This window comes from Bacillus sp. GbtcB10, assembly GCF_019091365.1.
GTDB classification, from domain to species: Bacteria; Bacillota; Bacilli; order Bacillales; family Bacillaceae; genus Bacillus; species Bacillus altitudinis.
Map to the genome: position 1 here is coordinate 815,521 of NZ_JAGXJP010000001.1, position 20,856 is coordinate 836,376.

Below are 20,856 nucleotides of genomic sequence, written 5' to 3' on the forward strand. Positions count from 1 at the left end.
TAAGCAGGTTGTTTTTGTTTACCGCTATACATTTCTTATATAACATATTTCTTTCACAAAATAGATAGAAAATGACATATTAGAGCTTGCATTTTTTCACCATGATGATAAATTAAGATTAAGTTGAAAATACTTCATCAAAAATAAATATTTAAGTAGGTGAAATAATGATCGAAGCTTTTTTAAAAAGAGGAAAGCTTGTTTTTATTTTATTTTTTATCGTTCTCATTGCTGGAGGTTATTTGTTTACACAGCTTCCTAAACGAGAACTGCCAGAGTTTCAAGCGAATATTGTAACCATTTCGACTGTTTTTCCTGGTGCAGATGCAAAACAGGTAGAAAGTGATGTCACCAATAAGCTTGAGTCGGCCATTTCTGATATCAATGGTGTAGAGAAGACAAGCTCTGTTTCTGCTATTGGTTTCTCAAATATTGTGCTTGAAATTGATGATCAAGCCGATTTTCAAAAGGTGGCAAGTCAAATCAAGAGTGAAACCACAAATGCCGCCTCTTCTTTTCCAGATGGTGTGATGGAGCCAGATGTAAAGGATGAGTTTGGCAACGTGCCAGTTGGTTCTTATATGATTGTAGCAAGTAACTCATCTGATTTAGCAAAAAGTCAGGAATCGCTGCGTGCGTTAAAAGAAAAAGTGGAGGACATCAAAGGTGTTGATGGAGTCGTCATCAAAGGGTTCAATGACAAACAAGCAATATTGAACTTGGATTCAAGTAAACTGGAGGATAACGGGTTAAACGTGACCGATGTCACAAATGCCATCAATCAAGAATTTGACACATCCCCTCTAGGTGACGTCCAGGCAGATGGAGAAAAGGTCAAGCTGTCCATTGATGCCTATGATCGTTTAGATCAAATCAAAAAGATTGAGATCTTCTCAAAAACGAGCCGAGAGCCTGTTACAATCGGTCAGTTTGGTCGTTTAAAAGAAGTAGAAAAAGAGAAAAGTGATATCGTTTCATATAATGGAAAGCCAGCCTATTCATTTACAGTCAATATCAAGCCAGGACTGGATATTCCTAATATGTATGACAAAGTCAGTGCGGTCATTGAAAAAGAGAAAGAGCTGCCAAATGGTGTGGATTGGATAGACTACTATTCACAAAAAAGTGAAGTAGATGCTATTTTTAACGATTTAATCAAAGAAGCGATCGTGGCCGTCATCGCCGTCATTGTCGTCACCACACTTGGTCTAACCATTGGTGGTGCGTTTATCGTTTCACTTGCGATTCCGCTATCCATAACGATCGGAACCATCCCGCTGCCGTTTTTACAAGTGGACCTTAATCAAATTTCAATTATTGGCTTTATCATTGCGCTAGGGATACTTGTAGATGACGCCATTGTCGTCAACGATAATATTTTAAGGCAGATGAAAAAATACGAAAGTCCGCTTAAAGGAACAATTGCAGGTGTAAAAGAAGTGGCTGGATCTATTTTAACGTCAACACTGGCTGTTGTCTTTGCCTTCTTGCCGCTTGTTTTCCTTTCTGGTGCGAACGGTTCATTTATTCGAGCGTTACCGTCTGTTCTAGTCACAACTGTACTTGCGTCAATGGTCATTTCATTGACACTTGTGCCAGTGTATCAATATACAGCAAATCGAAAAAGAAAGAACAAGAAGATTCAAAAAGAACCGGGCTTTTTAGGCAAACCATTAAAAAGATTAGCCGATTTTTATGCAGATCGAGTACTGACAAACATCGTGAAGCGACCACTTCTCATTGGATTAAGTGGTTTGCTCGTTGCCACACTTGCCTTTTTGCTTATTTTCGCCACACCATTTGAGTTTTTCCCTGCGGCGAATAAGAAAGAAGTGGTTGTCACTGTGACACTTCCAAGTGAAACAACCTTAGATAAAACGAATGACACATTAGAGAAAATAGAACAAGAGATCAAACAGCAAAAAGGCATTGAAGAGACGGCCATTTTTGCAGGCGGCGGTGTGCCGAACTTGTTTAATGAAAGTATCTCAAACGCAAGTGATCATACGGGTCAGGTTGTTGTCAGAGTAGACAATGAGCAGATGACAAGCAAGGCATTGATCGATCGTATGACAGAGCCATTGCGAAAGAAATTTAAAGATGCTGATATCTTTATGAAAACCATTGTTCAAGGACCACCAACGGGAGCGCCTGTGACCGTCACTGTTGCAGGAGAACAATTTTCAAAACTCGTTGATGTGAAAGAGAAGCTCACAAAAGAAATGAAAGAAAGCGGAGCGAGCCTGATCACAGACGATGTCAATCAGCCGGTGAAAACCATCTCATTTGAATTAAATCGTGACCGAATGGCAGAGGATGGGCTCACTGCTCAGTTTGTCAGCAGACAGCTTGGCCTTGTTACAGAAGGAATTCCATTAGGCACATTTAAACAAGGAACAGATGACATCGACCTCGTAGTGAAACAAGACATGAGCACACATCAAAACGGACTGAAGCTAAAAGACATCAAGGTGCCTGTGAGTGCAAATGAGGGTGGCATGCCTCAACTTGAGCCGCTTAGCCGATACGTAAAAGAAAAAGAAACAGAGCAATTTGAAAGCATTCCGCATGAAAACGGGATGCCAACGATCACGTTAAAGGCATATCCTGGTACATCAGATACGTTTAAAGACGATATGACGGAAGTCGTAAATGAAGTTGGGAAAAGCGATGCGGCGAACAATTTGACCATTTCTCAGGGTGGAGAAAATGAAGATCAAACTCAATTCTTTATTGAAATTAGTCTCTTATTTGGGGTAGTCCTTCTGCTCATTTATGTGACCATCGCTTTCCAGTTCAATTCACTCATGCTGCCGCTTTTAGTTCTTGGAACGGTTTACTTAGCGATATCCGGAGCCATTATTGGACTATTTGTCACTCAAACGCCGTTTAGCTTTATGGCCACAATGGGGATTGTCTCATTGGCAGGTATTGTTGTCCGAAATGCGGTCGTTTTGTTTGAATTTATTGAACAGCGGCGCAAGCAAGGTCTCGGTCAACAGGCAGCTGTGATTGAAGCGGGGAGAGCAAGGATTAGACCTATTTTGCTGACAGCATTTACAGCACTTGTCGCTCTTATGCCCGTTGCTTTAAGTAATGACCCACTCTTTAAGCCGCTAGCGATCTGCATCGTATCAGGTGTCTTTTTCTCAACGATTCTGACACTACTGATTGTGCCGGCTTTATATGTAGCCGTTTCAAAAAAACGCTGACAACTTAAAAGCAAATCTCCTTTTATTCGGAGATTTGCTTTTTTTTTAGAAAAATATCTAAAAAAATATGTGGAGTGTTCATTTGTCTTCTCCTGAAAGACATCGGTATTTACGTCTAAAATAAGACATGATAAGATCGGATTGGGAGAAGTTTTTTAACAAAGGGGTTGTACGTCATGTGTGGAACGATGAAAGCGATTGTTAAAAAAGAAAGCGCTTACGGAGCGGCGATGATGGAAATGCCGTTTCCAGAAATAAGTGATCATGAAGTGCTTATCCAGGTAAAGGCTACATCGATATGCGGAACGGATGTGCATATTTATAATTGGGATGATTGGGCGAAGGGGAGAGTCAAAGCACCGTACATTTTTGGTCATGAATTCACAGGGGAAGTTGTCAAAAGGGGGAACCAAGTCTCACGAGCAAAAGTAGGGGACTTTGTATCGGCTGAGACGCATATTGTCTGTAATCAGTGTTATATGTGTTTAACGGGTCAGCAGCATTTATGCAGCGAAACGAAAATTTTAGGGGTCGACATTGATGGCTGTTTTGCTGAATATGTCAAAGTACCAGAACAAAATGTGTGGCATAATCCAGCTCAAATGCCAGTGGAACTTGCATCTATTCAAGAACCGCTTGGAAATGCTGTTCATACAGTTCTGCATACACCTGTTTCAGGAAAGTCAGTGGCGGTTTTTGGCTGTGGGCCCATTGGTTTAATGGCGATTGCGGTTGCAAAAGCCTCCGGGGCTGTCCAAGTGTTCGCTGTTGATAAAAATGAATACAGACTGGATCTTGCCCGTAAAATGGGTGCAGATCATATCGTGGATATCGGAAAAGATGATCCTGTTGCCATGATCAAGCAGCTCACGCGGATGGAAGGGGCAGACGTGATGTGTGAGATGTCAGGACATCCCGTTGCGATTAATCAAGCACTCGAAGCTTGTGCAAATGGAGGGAAAGTGAATATACTAAGTTTGCCAGAGCGGCCGGTAACCATTGACATTACGAATCAAATTGTTTTTAGGGGATTAACCGTGCAAGGGATCACGGGGAGAAAAATGTTTGAGACGTGGCGTCAAGTATCTGAACTTTTAAGAACGAATACCATTGATGTACAGCCGGTTGTCACCCATACGCTGCCATTTGAAGATTTTGAAAAGGGATTTGAACTCATGAGAAATGGTACGTGCGGGAAGGTCGTACTGATCATGCCATCATATCAAAGGGGGACGAAATGATGAAAGAATTTACGTATTTACAAGATGAATTGGGCACAATGAAGCAGCAAGGCACCCATCAAACACTGAAAGAAATCGATTCCAAACAATCATCCACGGTGACATTAAATGAACAATCCGTCATACAACTCTCTTCAAATAACTACTTAGGTCTCACCTCACATCCAAGGCTGATGAAAGCGGCAAAAGAGGCGATTGATGAATTCGGTGCTGGAACAGGATCTGTACGAACCATTGCTGGAACGATGACAATGCATGAACGGCTTGAAAAAAAGCTCGCAGCTTTTAAAAAGACAGAGGCAGCCCTCGTATTCCAATCAGGCTTTACGACCAACCAAGGGGTCTTATCCAGTATTCTCACAAAAGATGATATTGTCATTTCAGATGAGCTGAACCATGCCTCAATCATCGATGGGATTCGCTTAACAAAGGCAGATAAAAAAGTATATGCTCATTCTAATATGGAAGAGCTTGAGAAAATATTAAAGAAATCGATGAATTACCGCGTCCGTCTTATCGTGACAGATGGTGTGTTCTCAATGGATGGAGATATTGCACCGCTTCCTGAGATTGTAAGACTTGCAGAAGCATATGATGCCTTTGTGATGGTAGACGATGCCCATGCGTCTGGAGTACTTGGTGAAAATGGCCGCGGAACAGTGAATCATTTTCAACTTGACGGCAGAGTGCATATTCAGGTTGGCACACTTAGTAAGGCAGTTGGTGTGCTAGGCGGTTACGTCGCTGGTTCTGCCGTTTTAATCGACTATTTAAAGCATAAAGCAAGACCGTTTTTATTCAGCACCTCACATCCGCCGGCTGTCACAAGAGCCTGTGAAGAAGCCATTGAAGTGTTGTTAGACGAACCGGAGCGCATTGAAACACTTTGGGAGAACGCGGCCTATTTTAAAGAAAAAGTCATCGGTCTTGGATTTGAGGTGGCACCAACAGAAACGCCTATTATTCCGATGATGATTGGAGACGAGGCACTCACTTTCCGTTTTTCAAAAGCATTAATCGAGCGCGGCGTTTTCGCTCAAGGCATTGCTTTTCCAACTGTAGCGAAAGGAAAAGCGAGAATTAGAGCCATCATCACAGCAGAGCACACAAAAGAAGAGCTTGACCGTGCACTGACAATCATCGAAGAAGAAGCAAAAAAACTGAATATACTTGATTGAGAGAGCTGAGGCTCTCTTTTCTTTTGCGCTAATCTTTCCATATTTCATCAAATCTACCGTTTGTTATGTATAATGTATGTAAAAAGATCTATTGAGGTAAGTGGTGAGACAAATGTTATTTAATAAAGAAGATTTTCATGAACAATTTTTAGATTATAAGAATAAAGGGAGAACAGATAAAAACCATCCTTTTCACAACATGTTTAATAAAGAAATCCCAAACAACATTCGTTATGAATTAGAAAAACGCCATATGAGGAATTTGGATAGAATTGATATTAAATCTTCTACAGGAAATGGGAAAGTTGCAGAATGTTTTTGGATTGCACTTTTAGACAAGAGATTAACCACAAATCCTAATTCCCAAAAAACAACGACACAAAAAGGAATATTTATTGTTATTTTATTCGCTGAGAACGGGGAAGATTTTTATTTAACAATTGAAACTGGAACTGAAAATTTATCTCTATCTGAAATTAAGGAAGAGACAGCCATTTGGAGGGAAAGGCTACAGCCTGAATTAAAGCATCATAAAAGACTAGAGGGCTTTCATATAGGTGATTTTCATTTAGGTAAATCATTAAGACCTAAAAAATATGTAGCAAGCTCATTGGTCTTTAAAAAGTATAATATTGATCATTTTGACCATCACCAATTAATACAAGATATCAATTCTTTAAATGAGTTTTTTTATGATTTTGTTTACGAAGTATATTTGGATCAGGACCTTATTCCAAAAGTGGAACATCAGAACAAATTTAAAAGAAAAAGAATCATTCATAGAGATGTTTATAAACAATTAAGAGAAGAAAGATCAAAGCAAAACGAAGAGACGGGTAGAATAGCAGAGCAATTTGTTTATCATAAGGAAATAGAGCAATTAAAAGCAGTGGGAAGTGAACAATTAGCGGAAGCTGTCGTTTGGGTAGCTGAAACAGAAGATGGTCACGGATTTGATATCAAATCTTATTACCCCGATGGAAAAGAGAAGCTTATAGAAGTAAAAGGATCTAAACTGACTCACCATGACTTTCCATTCTTCTTATCTGAACAAGAAAGAATGGTAGCAGAAGAAGAAAAAGAATCATATGTAATTACTTTAGTTGAGAGTGTCGGTACACAGCAGATGAAGATTGTCAAAGAAATACAAAACCCTTTAGGAAAAGACGATCTTCATCTGAAGCCTACTCAATATTCATGTAAAATTCGTGTGGATTGAAAAGTGTGGACACATATGAATTTATTTTCAATTCACGACAAAATAGTCTATACTGTAGGGTGGAGCTTGGTTTGAAAGGAGTACAAATTCATGAATGAAGAGCAGAGAAAAGCGAGCGGACAAGTAAGTTCATCGGACAAAAAATCCGAGAAGGACTACAGCCAGTATTTTGAAGCTGTGTACATTCCGCCTTCCTTAAAAGATGCAAAAAAACGGGGTAAAGAAGAAGTCGAATACAATCAATTTCAAATTGACGAGCGTTTTCAAGGGTTAGGAAACGGCCGCAAGTTTTATATTCGCACATATGGCTGTCAAATGAATGAGCATGACACAGAAGTGATGGCTGGTATTTTTATGGCGCTTGGTTATGAACCAACAAATTCGACTGAAGATGCGAATGTCATCTTATTAAACACTTGTGCCATTCGTGAGAATGCAGAAAACAAAGTGTTTGGAGAGCTTGGTCATTTAAAAGCATTAAAGCGTGAAAAGCCAGATTTAATCTTAGGCGTCTGCGGATGCATGTCACAAGAAGAATCGGTCGTTAACCGTATTTTAAAGAAACACCCATTTGTTGACTTGATTTTCGGTACCCACAACATTCACCGCCTGCCAGAGCTATTATCTGAATGCTACCTTTCAAAAGAAATGGTCATTGAGGTTTGGTCTAAAGAAGGCGATGTGATTGAAAATCTTCCGAGAGCCCGCCAAGGAAAAATTAAGGGCTGGGTGAATATTATGTACGGCTGTGATAAATTCTGTACATACTGTATCGTCCCTTACACGCGCGGTAAGGAAAGAAGCCGCCGTCCGGATGAAATTATTCAAGAGGTCAGACGCTTAGCAGCAGAAGGATATAAAGAAATTACCCTTCTTGGTCAAAACGTGAATGCGTATGGAAAAGATTTTGAAGACATGGAATATGGTCTTGGTCACCTAATGGATGAGCTGCGTAAAATCGATATTCCACGTATCCGTTTTACAACAAGCCACCCGCGTGACTTTGATGATCACTTAATTGAAGTGCTTGCCAAAGGCGGAAACCTTCTCGATCATATTCATTTGCCGGTTCAATCAGGAAGTTCTTCTGTGCTGAAACTCATGGCAAGAAAATACGACCGTGAACGTTACCTTGACCTAGTGCGCAAAATCAAAGAGGCAATGCCAAATGCTTCATTAACAACGGACATTATCGTTGGGTTCCCAAATGAAACAGATGAGCAGTTTGAAGAGACGCTTTCCCTCTATCGTGAGGTTGAGTTTGATGCGGCTTATACGTTCATTTACTCTCCAAGAGAAGGAACACCAGCAGCCAATATGAAAGACAACGTGCCAATGCGTGTCAAAAAAGAACGTCTGCAGCGCCTGAATGCACTCGTAAATGAAATTTCTGCGAAAAAAATGAAGGAATATGAAGGGCAGACTGTCGAAGTATTAGTAGAGGGTGAAAGTAAAAACAACCCTGAGATCCTAGCCGGATATACAAGTAAAAGCAAGCTTGTGAATTTTAAAGCACCAAAAGAAGCGATTGGCAACATCGTCAAAGTGAAAATCACACAAGCCAAAACTTGGTCTCTTGACGGAGAAATGGTTGGAGAAGCTATCGAGGTGAATTAAAATGACGCTTTATTCAAAGAAAGAGATTGTCGAGCGCGCAAGAGAGCTCGCGAAAATGATTTCTGAAACAGAAGAAGTTGATTTCTTCAAAAAAGCAGAAGCGCAAATCAATGAAAATACAAAAATTGCAGCGATCATTAATCAAATTAAGGCGCTTCAAAAGCAAGCTGTGAATTTAAAGCATTATGGCAAACATGAAGCCTTAAAACAAGTGGAAGAAAAAATTGATGCCCTGCAAGAAGAACTGGATGAGATCCCAGTGATTCAAGAATTCAAAGAATCACAAACAGAGGTTAATTCCCTGCTTCAGCTTGTAGCGCACACGATTTCTAATCAAGTAACGGATGAAATCATTCTTTCAACCGGCGGTGACCTCTTATTAGGAGAAACCGGTTCAAAAGTGAAAAACTCATCCCAAAGTTGCTCCATTAAATGAGAAAACCCCGCAGATGCGGGGTTTTTTGTTTTCTGATGTAAGAATTGCATACCTTCTTTCTCCTTCAGCTTCCATCAACCCCAATCTCTCACTCTCCAACTTTTCCAATTTTCAAGGCAAGTTTATGGGCGACCATGCATACACTGAAACAGAAATGAATTTAATTGAACATGAGACTCAAAATCGTGACACACTAGACGAATGCCCAGCATAAGATAAAACGATCAAGAACAAGGAGGCATGCCGGAATGTCTGAATACAGAGAAATTATTACAAAAGCGGTGGTTGCAAAAGGGAGGAAATTTACCCAAAGCACACACACCATTTCTCCATCGCAAAAACCAACCAGCATCCTAGGCGGTTGGATCATTAATCATAAGTATGATGCTGAAAAGGTCGGTAAAACAGTTGAGATTGAAGGTACATTTGATATTAACGTGTGGTATTCTTACGCAGACAACACGAAAACCGAAGTGGTCACAGAACGTGTAAAATATGTAGATATCATCAAACTGAGATATAAAGATAAAAACTTCCTTGATGATGAGCACGAAGTGATTGCGAAAGTCTTACAGCAGCCCAATTGCTTAGAAGTCACGATTTCTCCAAATGGCAATAAAATTGTCGTTCAAGCAGAGCGTGAATTCATTGCTGAAGTAGTAGGGGAAACCAAAATTGTTGTAGAAGTCAATTCAAGCTGGAAAGAAAAAGATGATCACGAATGGGAAGAAGAAGTGGATGAGGAATTAGAAGATATTCATCCAGAATTCCTCGCGGGTGATCCAGAAGAGTAATTGATGACTAGGGCGCATATCCCCCTAGTTTTTTTGTGCTTTGATCTAGGGAAAAAAGGTGAATTTTTATGCTATAATGAAAGATGGTATGAATTCGAAAGTAATATAGTGAGGGATTAGAAATATGGCAAGTTATACGCCCATGATACAGCAATATTTAAAGATCAAGGCAGATTACCAAGATGCCTTTTTATTTTTTCGCTTAGGCGATTTTTATGAAATGTTTTTTGATGATGCAAAAGAAGCAGCACAAGAATTAGAAATTACGTTAACAAGCAGGGATGGCGGCACGATTCCAATGTGTGGTGTTCCATATCATTCTGCGTCTGCATACATAGAACAACTGATAGAAAAAGGCTATAAAGTCGCCATTTGTGAGCAGGTGGAAGACCCTAAAACGGCAAAAGGTGTGGTCAAAAGAGAGGTCGTTCAACTGATTACACCAGGTACGGTCATGGATGGCAAAGGACTGAATGAAAACGAAAATAACTTTATCGCGTCTGTTTCCAGCTTTCAAAATGGCTACGGTCTTGCGCTTTCCGATTTATCAACAGGTGAAAACATGGCGGCTTTCATTGAACGGTTAGATGAAGTTGTGTCTGAAATTTATTCTGTCGGTGCAAAAGAGATTGTGGTATCAAAGCAGCTCGAGGAAGAAACGGTGAAAACCCTGAAGGAACGCTGCCAAGCGACCATCTCATACGAAGATAGCGCTGAATTAATAGATGAAGCTGAACGACTCGTTGCTCATCTTGACGAACATCTGAAAATAGCATTTTTAACACTCTATGCATACTTAAGAAGAACGCAAAAAAGGAGTCTTGATCATCTTCAGCAAGTTCAAGTGTTTCAGCTTGAACAAACGATGAAAATTGATCTTTACTCAAAGCGAAACCTGGAATTAACAGAAACCATCCGTTCAAAAAGCAAGAAGGGTTCTTTATTATGGCTCTTAGATGAAACAAAAACGGCAATGGGCGGAAGATTGCTGAAGCAATGGATCGATCGTCCGCTCATCCGCCTTTCACAAATCAAAGAACGCCAGGAAATGGTGCAAATTCTGATGGAACATTTCTTTGAGCGAGAGGATCTGCGAGAACGTTTAAAGCAAGTGTATGATCTTGAACGTCTAGCAGGCCGTGTGGCATTTGGAAATGTGAATGCCCGTGATCTTATTCAATTGAAAGAATCTCTCAAGCAAGTGCCGGCTATTAAAGAGCTTGTCCATTCTCTCCCAGAGGATATGGCGAAATCTAGAGCAAATGACATTGACCCATGCGGTGATTTACTTGATTTATTAGAAGATGCTCTTTATGAGAATCCGCCGATGACGTTAAAAGAAGGCAATTTGATTAAAGACGGCTACAATGCAAAATTAGATGAATATCGTGATGCGAGCCGAAACGGGAAAGATTGGATTGCTCGTCTTGAACAGCAAGAAAGAGAATATACAGGCATTCGATCGTTGAAAGTCGGCTTTAATAAAGTGTTTGGCTACTATATCGAAGTGACCCGTGCAAATACGCATTTATTAGAAGAAGGCCGTTATGAAAGAAAACAAACCCTTGCCAATGCAGAGCGGTATATTACACCTGAATTGAAAGAAAAAGAAGCCCTTATTCTTGAGGCGGAATCAAATATTAGTGAATTGGAATATGAACTATTTTCTGCGCTTCGGGAACAAGTAAAAGCGTATATTCCTAGATTACAGCTGCTCGCAAAACAAATGAGTGAGCTTGATGCGCTGCAATGCTTTGCGACTGTGAGTGAAAAGCGGCGTTATGTTCGCCCTGAATTTTCATCAGATGAAGTGGAAGTCATTGATGGACGTCATCCTGTTGTTGAAAAAGTGATGGATCATCAAGAGTATGTGCCGAATGACTGCCAAATGGGCAAAGGGAGACAAACCTTGCTCATTACTGGTCCGAATATGTCAGGGAAAAGCACGTATATGAGACAAATGGCATTGATCTCGATTCTTGCGCAAATTGGCTGTTTTGTGCCAGCATCAAAGGCAACCCTTCCGATTTTTGATCAAATCTTTACACGCATTGGGGCGGCAGATGATTTGATTTCTGGTCAAAGTACTTTTATGGTAGAGATGCTCGAAGCAAAAAATGCGATGGTACATGCGACAAAGAACAGTTTGATTTTATTTGATGAAATTGGACGCGGGACAAGCACTTATGATGGAATGGCTCTTGCACAGGCAATCATTGAATTTGTGCATGATCATATTGGTGCCAAAACCCTTTTCTCCACTCATTATCATGAACTGACGGTACTGGAATCCCAATTAAGCGAACTGAAAAATGTCCACGTACGAGCAGAAGAACATGAAGGGACAGTTGTTTTCTTACATCAAATCAAAGAAGGGGCAGCGGATAAAAGCTACGGCATCCATGTAGCGCAGCTTGCTGAACTGCCTGATGCGATCATTGATCGAGCCCAGACCATCTTAACGGAGCTTGAGAGCGGATCACATGAAGTGATTCCGAGCGTCTCTAAAGCCCCGAAACAAGAAATGGCTGAGGAAAAACAGCAGCTTTCTTTCTTTGAAGTGGAAGAAAAACCGCAAACAAAACCTGTGCTGAAAAACAAAGATCAAGCAGTGATCGAAGAATTGAAGTCATTTAATTTAATGGATATGACACCGCTTGAAGCGATGACAAAGCTATATGAATTGCAAAAGAAATTATAATGTAAGGTGAGGTGAGCAAGAAATGGCAAAGATTATTCAGTTATCCGATGACCTATCAAATAAAATTGCAGCTGGTGAAGTGGTCGAACGCCCGGCTTCGGTCGTGAAAGAGCTCGTGGAAAATGCGATCGATGCTAGTAGTACTGTCATTGAAATCGATGTAGAAGAAGCAGGACTTTCTTCTATTAGAATTATTGATAATGGGGTGGGAATCGATGCTGAAGATTGTAAGCTCGCCTTTCAGCGTCATGCGACGAGTAAAATCAAAGATGAAAATGATCTGTTTCGTGTCAGGACGCTCGGTTTCAGGGGGGAGGCGCTGCCAAGTATTGCCTCCGTCTCTCACTTAGAAATGAAGACAAGTACCGGTGAAGGTGCTGGAACACACTTAGCTCTCCAAGGCGGGAAGATCATTTCGGAGAAAAAAACCACTGGCCGTCGCGGCACGGAAATTGTAGTCACCAATTTATTTTATAATACGCCAGCCCGTCTAAAATACATGAAAACGGTTCATACGGAGCTTGGCAACATTTCTGATGTTGTGAACCGAATTGCACTTGCTCATCCAGAAGTGTCGATTCGTTTGCGACATCAAGGAAAAGTGCTGCTTCAAACAAATGGAAACGGAGATGTGCGGCATGTGCTTGCGGCCATTTATGGAACGGCAGTGGCCAAAAAAATGCTGCCACTACATGTACAATCACTTGATTTTGAAGTGAAAGGCTATATTTCCTTACCAGAAGTGACAAGGGCATCACGTAATTATATGTCTTCTGTTGTCAACGGTAGATATGTCAAGCATTTCCCGCTGGTGAAAGCCATTCATGAAGGATACCATACACTGCTCCCGATCGGACGCCATCCAATTACATTTATTGAGATGAAGATGGACCCCATTTTAGTCGATGTGAACGTACATCCTTCTAAACTTGAAGTCAGACTAAGTAAAGAGCAAGAACTTCATGAGTTGATCAAACAAGGGATTAAGGACGTCTTTCAAAAGCAACAGCTCATTCCAAGTGCTTCAGTGCCAAAAAAAGCACCAATGCCAGCAGTGAAAAATGAGCAACAGTCCTTATCTTTTGATTCTAAACAAACAATGAAAAGCCGAATGGAAACACCTGTTTCCTATGAGCCGGACTCACTCGCATCGGCTGTATACGAGACTAGTCAGAACGACACATACGGGGTGCGTGAACCGGAAAGTACGGAAGCGCCTTTACCAGCATCGTCTGAAGAAACGTTTGACCATGTATATGTAGAGGAATCTGCAGCTTCGCATGAACAACATGACGAAGTGATACTGGAAGAGAGTGCAGCCCAGCATCAGGCTGAAAGTGAACGTGTCCCTGTGATGTATCCGATTGGACAAATGCATGGAACGTATATTTTGGCCCAAAATGAACGCGGTCTTTATATCATCGATCAGCACGCTGCCCAAGAGCGAATCAAGTATGAGTACTTTCGTGAAAAGGTAGGAGACATTGAACAGGAAGTGCAAGAAATGCTTGTTCCATTAACCTTTCACTACTCAAAAAACGATATGTTGATTATTGAAGAGCATATCGATATTTTAGCAAAAGTAGGGGTCTTCTTAGAGCCATTCGGATCAGGCAGTTATATCGTTCGATCGCATCCGCAGTGGTTTCCTAAAGGGGAAGAGGCTGAACTCATCGAAGAAATCATTCAGCAAGTACTTGATGAAAAGCGTGTGGATATCAAGAAACTGAGAGAAGAAGCGGCGATCATGATGAGCTGTAAAGGCTCGATTAAAGCAAATCGTCATTTGCGTCACGATGAAATCAAAGCCTTATTAGATGAACTTCGCCAAACACAAGACCCATTTACATGTCCGCATGGCCGGCCGATTATGATTCATCATTCCACTTATGAAATGGAGAAGATGTTTAAACGTGTGATGTAGCAGGATTTTAGCTGGTGGGTGAATCGGTTTGCCCACCAATTAATTTTTCAATCCGATAGTTTGGTTCCTGTTGTTGTGATGTGAAGATAAACATCCGCTGTCATGTTGTAAGGATAACCCCTTTCCTTAAATGGATAGGGGTTTTTGTTATTTGGTTATACGATTAGGTGAAGCGTGATATGATTGTAAAAAAAAGGGAATGTGATGACATTAAAAAAAGCGTCAATATAGGTTACTTTCTTTTGCTTTTATCTTTTTTTGTCGTATATTTTTTGCTTCCAGTCGATCAACTATTTACCGCAATGATGATTCTAACCTTACTATTTGGCGTATATCAATTTGTGATTTTTAAAAAACTAAAAGAGCAAAAATAACAATAAAAAACGCCATATATAGGTTTGCCAACTAATGATGACAGACCATCATGAGATATGGTGTAACAATTATATAAAATGCAGTAAGCACAGCGAAGAGATATGATAAATGAGAAAAAGCGCTCTAAGAGCGCTTTTTCGTTTAGCATCCGCAAGGATTTGGCGGTGTGACGACAACTGGTCGTTTATTAATATCAATCGTATCCTCTGCATAAAATGTGGAACCAATGCTGATCGCACGATTTTCTGCGCGGAACGTATATGTACCTGCAGCAGGAAGTACTTTATGAGAAAGTTGTAATGTATATTGGGAACTTCCGAATAAATCGAAACGAGCTGGAATGCGAACAGTTTTTCCATTGTTCAAAATGTAACTGTCTTTTAAAGCTTTTCCGTTGATAATATCTTTTGTTGTGGCTTGAAAACCTGCTGGTAAAGTAAATTCAACTGCACCAATACTAAGAACAGAATTTGGACGGTAAGTCAGGTCAATGTCAGAAAAAGACCATTCTTGTTTACTTGCTCCTGTGATTTTTGCATAAAGTGCAGCTGGTCGTGCATTTGTTGAAGCTTTGCCTTCCTCTGTTTTAGCCCCTTCAGCTGATGCGGCTAGCGGTACTGAGAGTGCCATGACCAATGTCAGCATCCCCATCATAATGATTGTCCATGTTTTCTTCATTTCTTCCTTCCCCCTTGGTTGATTATAGGTAAATAATAGATGATTACATCCATTATTTACCTATAAGGTTACCATATTCCTATATGTCATTAAATGGTATTTTATACCCTTATTTTGCTTGTTTTTTAGTAATAACGGGGTAGGAATGCATTTGGTTGGTTCATTCCGTAAGCATTTCCTGTCATATGATGATTTGCCGGCATCATCATTTGCATATCATGATAGCCGTATGGCTGGTGGGGAGCCATACCATAACCGCCGTAGTGACCGAAGTGATGGTGATCGTTCATCTGTACATTTGAATAGGGATCATACTGCTTCGTAAAAGGAGAATAGGCTGAATGATGATGCGGGTGGTGTCCGCTATAAGCATCTTTTTTACCGGTATGATAATGATTTGGCATATTCATAGGGTCATGCATGTTTGGTGCGATCATATGCTCATGATTGGCTGTATACACATTTTCAAACGTGTGATAGGGATTTCCTTGATGGTAATGGTTGGTTTGGTTATTCATATTGTTCATTTTGTATCTCATCCTTTTTTTCAGGTTGCCATATCTTATGAACTGCACCTGTTTCATGAGCCTATCCATATGAAAGAAAAGAACGACATGTAACAAAAAAACCGGCTTTTCAGCCGGGAAAACAAAAAGCAGGTGTAGCGTCAAACACTAAAATGAGAAGCTATGTCTTTTTCTGCGACGCTTCTTACATCTGCTGCAGACACTTTTAGGAAAATAATGGGGATCGTAGCTTCTTGAAGTATCCCAAAAATCGCTCTCAAACCAATCATCTTTTTTATGATAAAACTTCTTTTTTTCACACGGATCCATATGGTGATGATCGTCATGCTTTTTATAGCATTTTGAGTGGGAATGTTTGCTCTTGCATTTGCACATTGTCATCCCTCCTAAATGTGACTCAATGCTAGTATATGCAAGAAAGGTGTACGAGGACTGGATGGTGGCGCTCCTTTTGTAAAAAAAGGCTAATTCTTTAAAAACTCAAATAAAAAGAATTGACTAGTGCTAAATTAACATGATAAAATATAAATTTTTATCCTCTGCTGAAATGTGTTATAATGATATTGTGAATACTTTCGGAGGTGGCGGATTTGTTTCAAATAGGTGATAAAATTGTTTATCCAATGCATGGAGCCGGTGTGATTGAAGGAATGGAAGAAAAAGAGATTTTAGGTAAGACGCAGGAATATTTTCTGATTCAAATGCCGAATATGCAGATGATGGTCCCAAAAGGCAGAATCAATCAACTAGGTATACGTCCGGTAGCTGATCAAGCTACGCTGAAAGTTGTGATGAACAATTTTGCAGAAGAAACAAACGACGACACGCTTACTTGGAAGCAAAGATATGATGAAAATCTGAAAAAGCTAAAAACAGGTTCGATTGAAGATGGCGCAGACGTTGTCAAAGATCTGATGAGACGTAATCAGAAAAAAGCCTTAAATTCTAGTGAAAAGAAGATGCTTGAAGATGCACGGGGCATGTTAGTGAGCGAAATTTCACTTGCACAAGGCATGTCGCAAGATGAAGTGCTGACAGCATTAGAGAATGAATTAAGAGTTTAATGCTGGATATACAGAGACTGGCTGTAAACAGAAGGAGATATTCCTTTTGTTTACAGCTTTTTTATTTGAAAAAAAGATGAAAATTCCCAATTTTGTAGGTGTTTTTGACTAAAACTAAAATGAGGTCATAGGATTTAGTTTTTACTTGGACAAGAACCGTTTTAAAGAAGCCGAAAATACCTAGGGCAACATAAAAAAACAGGTAAGTTCTCCTGATTCATGAAAAGGAGCCGGACATTCTTTGTATTCTTTTAGCGATTGATAGTAAAATAATGCGATAAGATGACATCGAAGAGAATGAAAAGGAGCTGTGAAATGAAAAGACTACTCATAAGTGGATTCATCTTTCTCATCCTGTGTGCTCTTTTAATGGTGAAATGCAGCCATTCTATCCAAGAAAATAAAGAGCAAAAACAACATCATGAAGAAGTAGAAAAGTATAAGAAAGAGCGAAAAAAAGGGGATCAATATGAAAGTTTTAAACAGCTTATACGGCATGAAAGAGACGGCTATGAGATAGAGTTTCACGAAAAAGGGGGAAGTGACTTACTTGTCTTTTCTCCTCACGGCGGCGAAATTGAACCAGGAACAAGTGAAATTGTAGAAGCATTTGAAAAGAAGTACTCCACGTATTTATTTGAAGGGACAAAACAAGACAACAATCGTGACTTGCATATCACTAGTACAAAATTCGATGAACCGATTTTGGTTCAAATGATTAAAACATATCCCTTTTCTATATCTATCCACGGCTATAAAAGTGATAGAAGACATACACTTGTGGGTGGGACAAACGAAAAAATGCAAGAAGCGGTTGTGCGAGAACTAAAAGACCGGGGCTTCTCCGCAGAGCTCGTGCAAAAAGGCGAGCGCCTCTCTGGAACGGATCCAAACAACATTAATAATCAAAATGCAAGTGGAGAAAGTGTCCAGTTAGAAATTAGTACGGCGCAGAGAAAAGCCTTTTTTGACAACTTTGATACGAGAAAAGGAAAGAAAAAAGCATTTAGTCGCTATGTCAGTGGTTTAAAAGAAGTGCTTAGAGAATTCGACCCTTCTTCGTAGAAAAATGTTTTGATGGGCAAAAGTACTCTCTTTAAACTTGGTAAAAAAGATAGAAATGTGCAAAATCAACATAAAATATGAAATAAATGACAATTTGCCTTAAAATCATAAATTATGTAAAATAATAGTTATCAGTTTGATATGATAGAATGGGGCTGAAGTGGATGGCACACAAAATACCATCTTCCGAAGTAGGTGTAAAAATCAATCAATGGTACACACATATTTGCAAATTTGAAGTTGATCAGGCAAACGATATGAAGCGCCTTGTTGAAGAAGACATTCATGAGATGGAAGAAGATCAAGATTTATTACTCTATTATTCTCTCATGGATTTTCGCCATCAAATGATGCTTCAGCACTTAACGCCAGTCCATGCAGGGAATGAATCGCTTCAAGCGGTTTCTTTTCCAAAAGAAATTGAAGAGGCAGAAGATGAGATGACGGGTTTATTGGGCTATTACTTTCATTTTTTCCATGGAATGTATGCATTTACCCAGCACCGGTATATCGAAGCCATTTCCTATTATAAGCATGCGGAACATCAGCTGATCTTAGTGACAGATGAGATCGAAAAAGCGGAATTTTATTATAAAATTGCTGAAGTATACTATCATATGAAACAAACCTATTTTTCTATGCATTATGCGAAAAAAGCGAGAGACATCTATAAGAAACATCAGCTTTATGGAAAAAGAAGCATTCAATGCGATTTTGTGATGGCAGGTAATTGGATTGATGTAAGTCAGCATCAAAAAGCGCTCCCTTATTTAGAAAAAGCTTTAAAAGTGTGTGAATCAATGGAAAGAAAAGAATGCACATCTTATTTTAAGGCGATGGCCCTCAATAACTTAGGAACTTGTCATTATAGTATGGGAACCTACCATACAGCGACGGTCTTCTTTGAACAAGCCATTTCACTTTATCAAAAAGATCAAGCTGCAACGATGATCAAATCATTGTTTTCACTGGCTCTTACTTGTTTTAAACTCGAAGATATGGAGCGAGCGAGTGAGGCTATAAAGGAAGGCATGAATCAGGCATCTATATTGGGAGATGAAATTTATCAATTGAAATTCCAATTTTTACAGGCACTCTATATAGAAACAGACAGCTCTGAACAATTGAGATCAGCCCTTTTGGGACTACGAAACAAAAAAATGTTTGCTGATTTAGAGGAATTGGCACTTGATGCGGCTAATTATTATAAGGAACGCGACATGTACAAGGAATCTTCCACTTTTTTTGAAATTGTGATCGAAGCGCGTACGCACATTCAAAAAGGAGATGAGATGTATGAGAACGAAGCATAACATGTCAGCTGCTCAAGTAGAAGAAAGACTTCACACATAAAAACAGACAAAACAACACCCTTTACGAAAAACGTAAAGGGCTTTTTTATTTATTCTTGGATGGCTTTTTCTGCGTCGATGGCACCTGCTCCGTAAATCATTGGGTCCTCTCCAGACCACTTGCTTGTATTTTCTTTTAATAAGGCTTTGACTTCATCAGGTGTTAAATCTGGTGAATGCTCTAATAATAGTGCGCAGATACCGGCACAAATGGGTGTCGCCATCGAAGTGCCAGATAACGTCGTATAATCATCATCGACTCTACTTGATTTATCTAGTTTATCTAGGAATGATCTTGGTGATCTAAGAGAGACGATATTGACTCCTGGTGCGAGGAGGTCGGGCTTTGTTTCACCGTAGACCGTTGGACCTCTGCTCGAAAATGGTGCCACGACATCGTCACTTGATTCTGGCGTATTTCGATCATCATAGGCTCCGACCGTAATGACTTTTTGACTCACGGCAGGGCTTGCGATTGTTTGACTGTTAGGACCGGAGTTCCCAGCAGCAACGCATACAACAATCCCTTGATCCCAAGCTGCATTGACAGCGCGCACCATCGGATCGTCTTGTTCGTCATCATAACGCTGCGCATCGCCGCCTAGCGACATACTGATAATGTGAATTGGATCATCAGGATGGTCTTCGTTGAACTGTATGCACCATTCAACACCTTCTATAATAGTAGAAAGTGATCCAGCGCCTTGTTTATTTAACACTTTTACCCCAATGATATTGGCTTTTGGAGCGGGTCCTTTGTATAAGCCGTCTGAGGCAGCTCCGTCTCCAGCCACATCCCCAGCGCAATGCGTTCCATGACCGTTATCATCGTAAGGTTTCGTTTTTTGTTTGACTAAATCTACAAAGTCGCGAATTCTTCCATCTAAGTCCTCATGTGGGTATATGCCTGTGTCAACGACCGCTACCGTAATGCCTTCACCGGTTAAGGTTGTGCCATTTCGAACGACTTCATCCGCATGACTTGATTGTGTCGCCACATCCAGCAGTGCATGTACCTGTCTGTCTAAATATATTTTGCGAATATGCTCCCCATTTGCTAAGAGTTCCTCTAAAGCAGCAGGGGTAAGATCAGCTGCGCAGCAGTTAATATGTGAAAAATGTTTTTTGATGTTTGTTTTTCTGCTTTTTTTCATTAGCTGCTTTGTGCTTTGAATACCTGCTTCGACTGCATCTTCTTTAAATTCAATGATGACCCGAAGCTTCTTGCTCTTCTTTAACCTTCCTTCAAAAAAACGATGAAGAAAACAAGGCGTCCACTTAAAAGGCTTATAGAGGTGAAGGACGGTCTCTCTTAAAGGCTGATCCAATTTACTAGCATGTGTTCTGACCATTTGTACCATGGAAAATCCAAACATGTGATGCCCTCCATTCTAGCTATCCATTCTCGTACACTCTTACGTTATGAACATGACAGCATCTTTGTTCGGATTCTTGTCCCTTCTTTTGTTCATA

The 20,856-nt window shown here is 40.1% G+C and carries 16 protein-coding genes; 13 read left to right on the plus strand and 3 right to left on the minus strand.

The features are described from left to right. Nucleotides 1-167: 167 nt before the first annotated feature. From KVT11_RS04345 to KVT11_RS04390, 10 genes are all read left to right on the plus strand, one after another. A complete protein-coding gene (locus KVT11_RS04345; RefSeq protein ID WP_025207358.1) occupies nt 168-3,212 on the plus strand; it encodes an efflux RND transporter permease subunit in 3,045 nt (1,014 codons plus the stop codon). Nucleotides 3,213-3,388: 176 nt separating this feature from the next. After that, nucleotides 3,389-4,453, plus strand: coding sequence for an L-threonine 3-dehydrogenase (tdh, locus tag KVT11_RS04350; protein ID WP_025207359.1), 1,065 nt, complete (start codon nt 3,389-3,391; stop codon nt 4,451-4,453). Next, the gene (locus tag KVT11_RS04355) at nt 4,450-5,631 is read left to right on the plus strand and encodes a glycine C-acetyltransferase (RefSeq protein WP_116306873.1); all 1,182 of its coding nucleotides are present in this window, start codon (nt 4,450-4,452) and stop codon (nt 5,629-5,631) included. The genes tdh and KVT11_RS04355 overlap by 4 nt, the downstream gene beginning before the upstream one ends. A 112-nt stretch (nt 5,632-5,743) precedes the next feature. After that, nucleotides 5,744-6,850: an MrcB family domain-containing protein gene (locus KVT11_RS04360; RefSeq protein WP_025207361.1), complete on the plus strand. Its 1,107-nt coding sequence runs from the start codon at nt 5,744-5,746 to the stop codon at nt 6,848-6,850. Between the two features lie 90 nt (nt 6,851-6,940). Then, on the plus strand, nt 6,941-8,467 hold the full coding sequence (gene miaB, locus KVT11_RS04365) for a tRNA (N6-isopentenyl adenosine(37)-C2)-methylthiotransferase MiaB (RefSeq protein WP_007499471.1): 1,527 nt from the start codon (nt 6,941-6,943) through the stop codon (nt 8,465-8,467). Between the two features lies 1 nt (nt 8,468). Then, complete coding sequence (gene ricA, locus KVT11_RS04370) at nt 8,469-8,903, plus strand: regulatory iron-sulfur-containing complex subunit RicA (protein WP_060832340.1); 435 nt, start codon at nt 8,469-8,471, stop codon at nt 8,901-8,903. Nucleotides 8,904-9,151: 248 nt separating this feature from the next. Beyond that, on the plus strand, nt 9,152-9,697 hold the full coding sequence (gene cotE / locus KVT11_RS04375) for an outer spore coat protein CotE (RefSeq protein ID WP_007499466.1): 546 nt from the start codon (nt 9,152-9,154) through the stop codon (nt 9,695-9,697). A gap of 124 nt (nt 9,698-9,821) precedes the next feature. Further along, nucleotides 9,822-12,398, plus strand: coding sequence for a DNA mismatch repair protein MutS (gene mutS, locus KVT11_RS04380; RefSeq protein WP_024720388.1), 2,577 nt, complete (start codon nt 9,822-9,824; stop codon nt 12,396-12,398). Nucleotides 12,399-12,420: 22 nt separating this feature from the next. Next, nucleotides 12,421-14,322 carry a DNA mismatch repair endonuclease MutL gene (gene mutL, locus KVT11_RS04385; protein ID WP_017367278.1) on the plus strand — a complete coding sequence of 634 codons (1,902 nt, stop codon included), beginning with the start codon at nt 12,421-12,423 and terminating at the stop codon, nt 14,320-14,322. Between the two features lie 179 nt (nt 14,323-14,501). Then, entirely contained in the window at nt 14,502-14,696 is a 195-nt protein-coding gene (locus KVT11_RS04390) for a hypothetical protein (protein WP_046526671.1), read from the plus strand. A 142-nt stretch (nt 14,697-14,838) separates the two neighbouring features. Here the strand turns inward: KVT11_RS04390 and bslA are convergent, their stop codons facing one another. Both bslA and KVT11_RS04400 read right to left on the minus strand, forming a co-directional pair. After that, entirely contained in the window at nt 14,839-15,375 is a 537-nt protein-coding gene (gene bslA / locus KVT11_RS04395; RefSeq protein WP_017359045.1) for a biofilm surface layer hydrophobin BslA, read from the minus strand. Nucleotides 15,376-15,500: 125 nt separating this feature from the next. After that, nucleotides 15,501-15,902, minus strand: a complete 402-nt coding sequence (locus KVT11_RS04400) for a hypothetical protein (RefSeq protein ID WP_169476032.1) — start codon at nt 15,900-15,902, stop codon at nt 15,501-15,503. A gap of 590 nt (nt 15,903-16,492) precedes the next feature. Between KVT11_RS04400 and KVT11_RS04405 the strand changes: the two genes are divergently transcribed. The 3 genes from KVT11_RS04405 (at nt 16,493) to KVT11_RS04415 (ending at nt 19,344) form a co-directional block, all read left to right on the plus strand. After that, nucleotides 16,493-16,966, plus strand: coding sequence for a CarD family transcriptional regulator (locus tag KVT11_RS04405; protein WP_007499456.1), 474 nt, complete (start codon nt 16,493-16,495; stop codon nt 16,964-16,966). 315 nt (nt 16,967-17,281) lie between these two features. Further along, on the plus strand, nt 17,282-18,031 hold the full coding sequence (locus KVT11_RS04410; protein WP_008344021.1) for a poly-gamma-glutamate hydrolase family protein: 750 nt from the start codon (nt 17,282-17,284) through the stop codon (nt 18,029-18,031). A gap of 164 nt (nt 18,032-18,195) precedes the next feature. Next, nucleotides 18,196-19,344: a Rap family tetratricopeptide repeat protein gene (locus tag KVT11_RS04415; protein WP_217608981.1), complete on the plus strand. Its 1,149-nt coding sequence runs from the start codon at nt 18,196-18,198 to the stop codon at nt 19,342-19,344. A gap of 89 nt (nt 19,345-19,433) precedes the next feature. Here the strand turns inward: KVT11_RS04415 and KVT11_RS04420 are convergent, their stop codons facing one another. Beyond that, entirely contained in the window at nt 19,434-20,759 is a 1,326-nt protein-coding gene (locus KVT11_RS04420) for a S8 family peptidase (protein WP_017367283.1), read from the minus strand. Nucleotides 20,760-20,856: the final 97 nt, after the last annotated feature.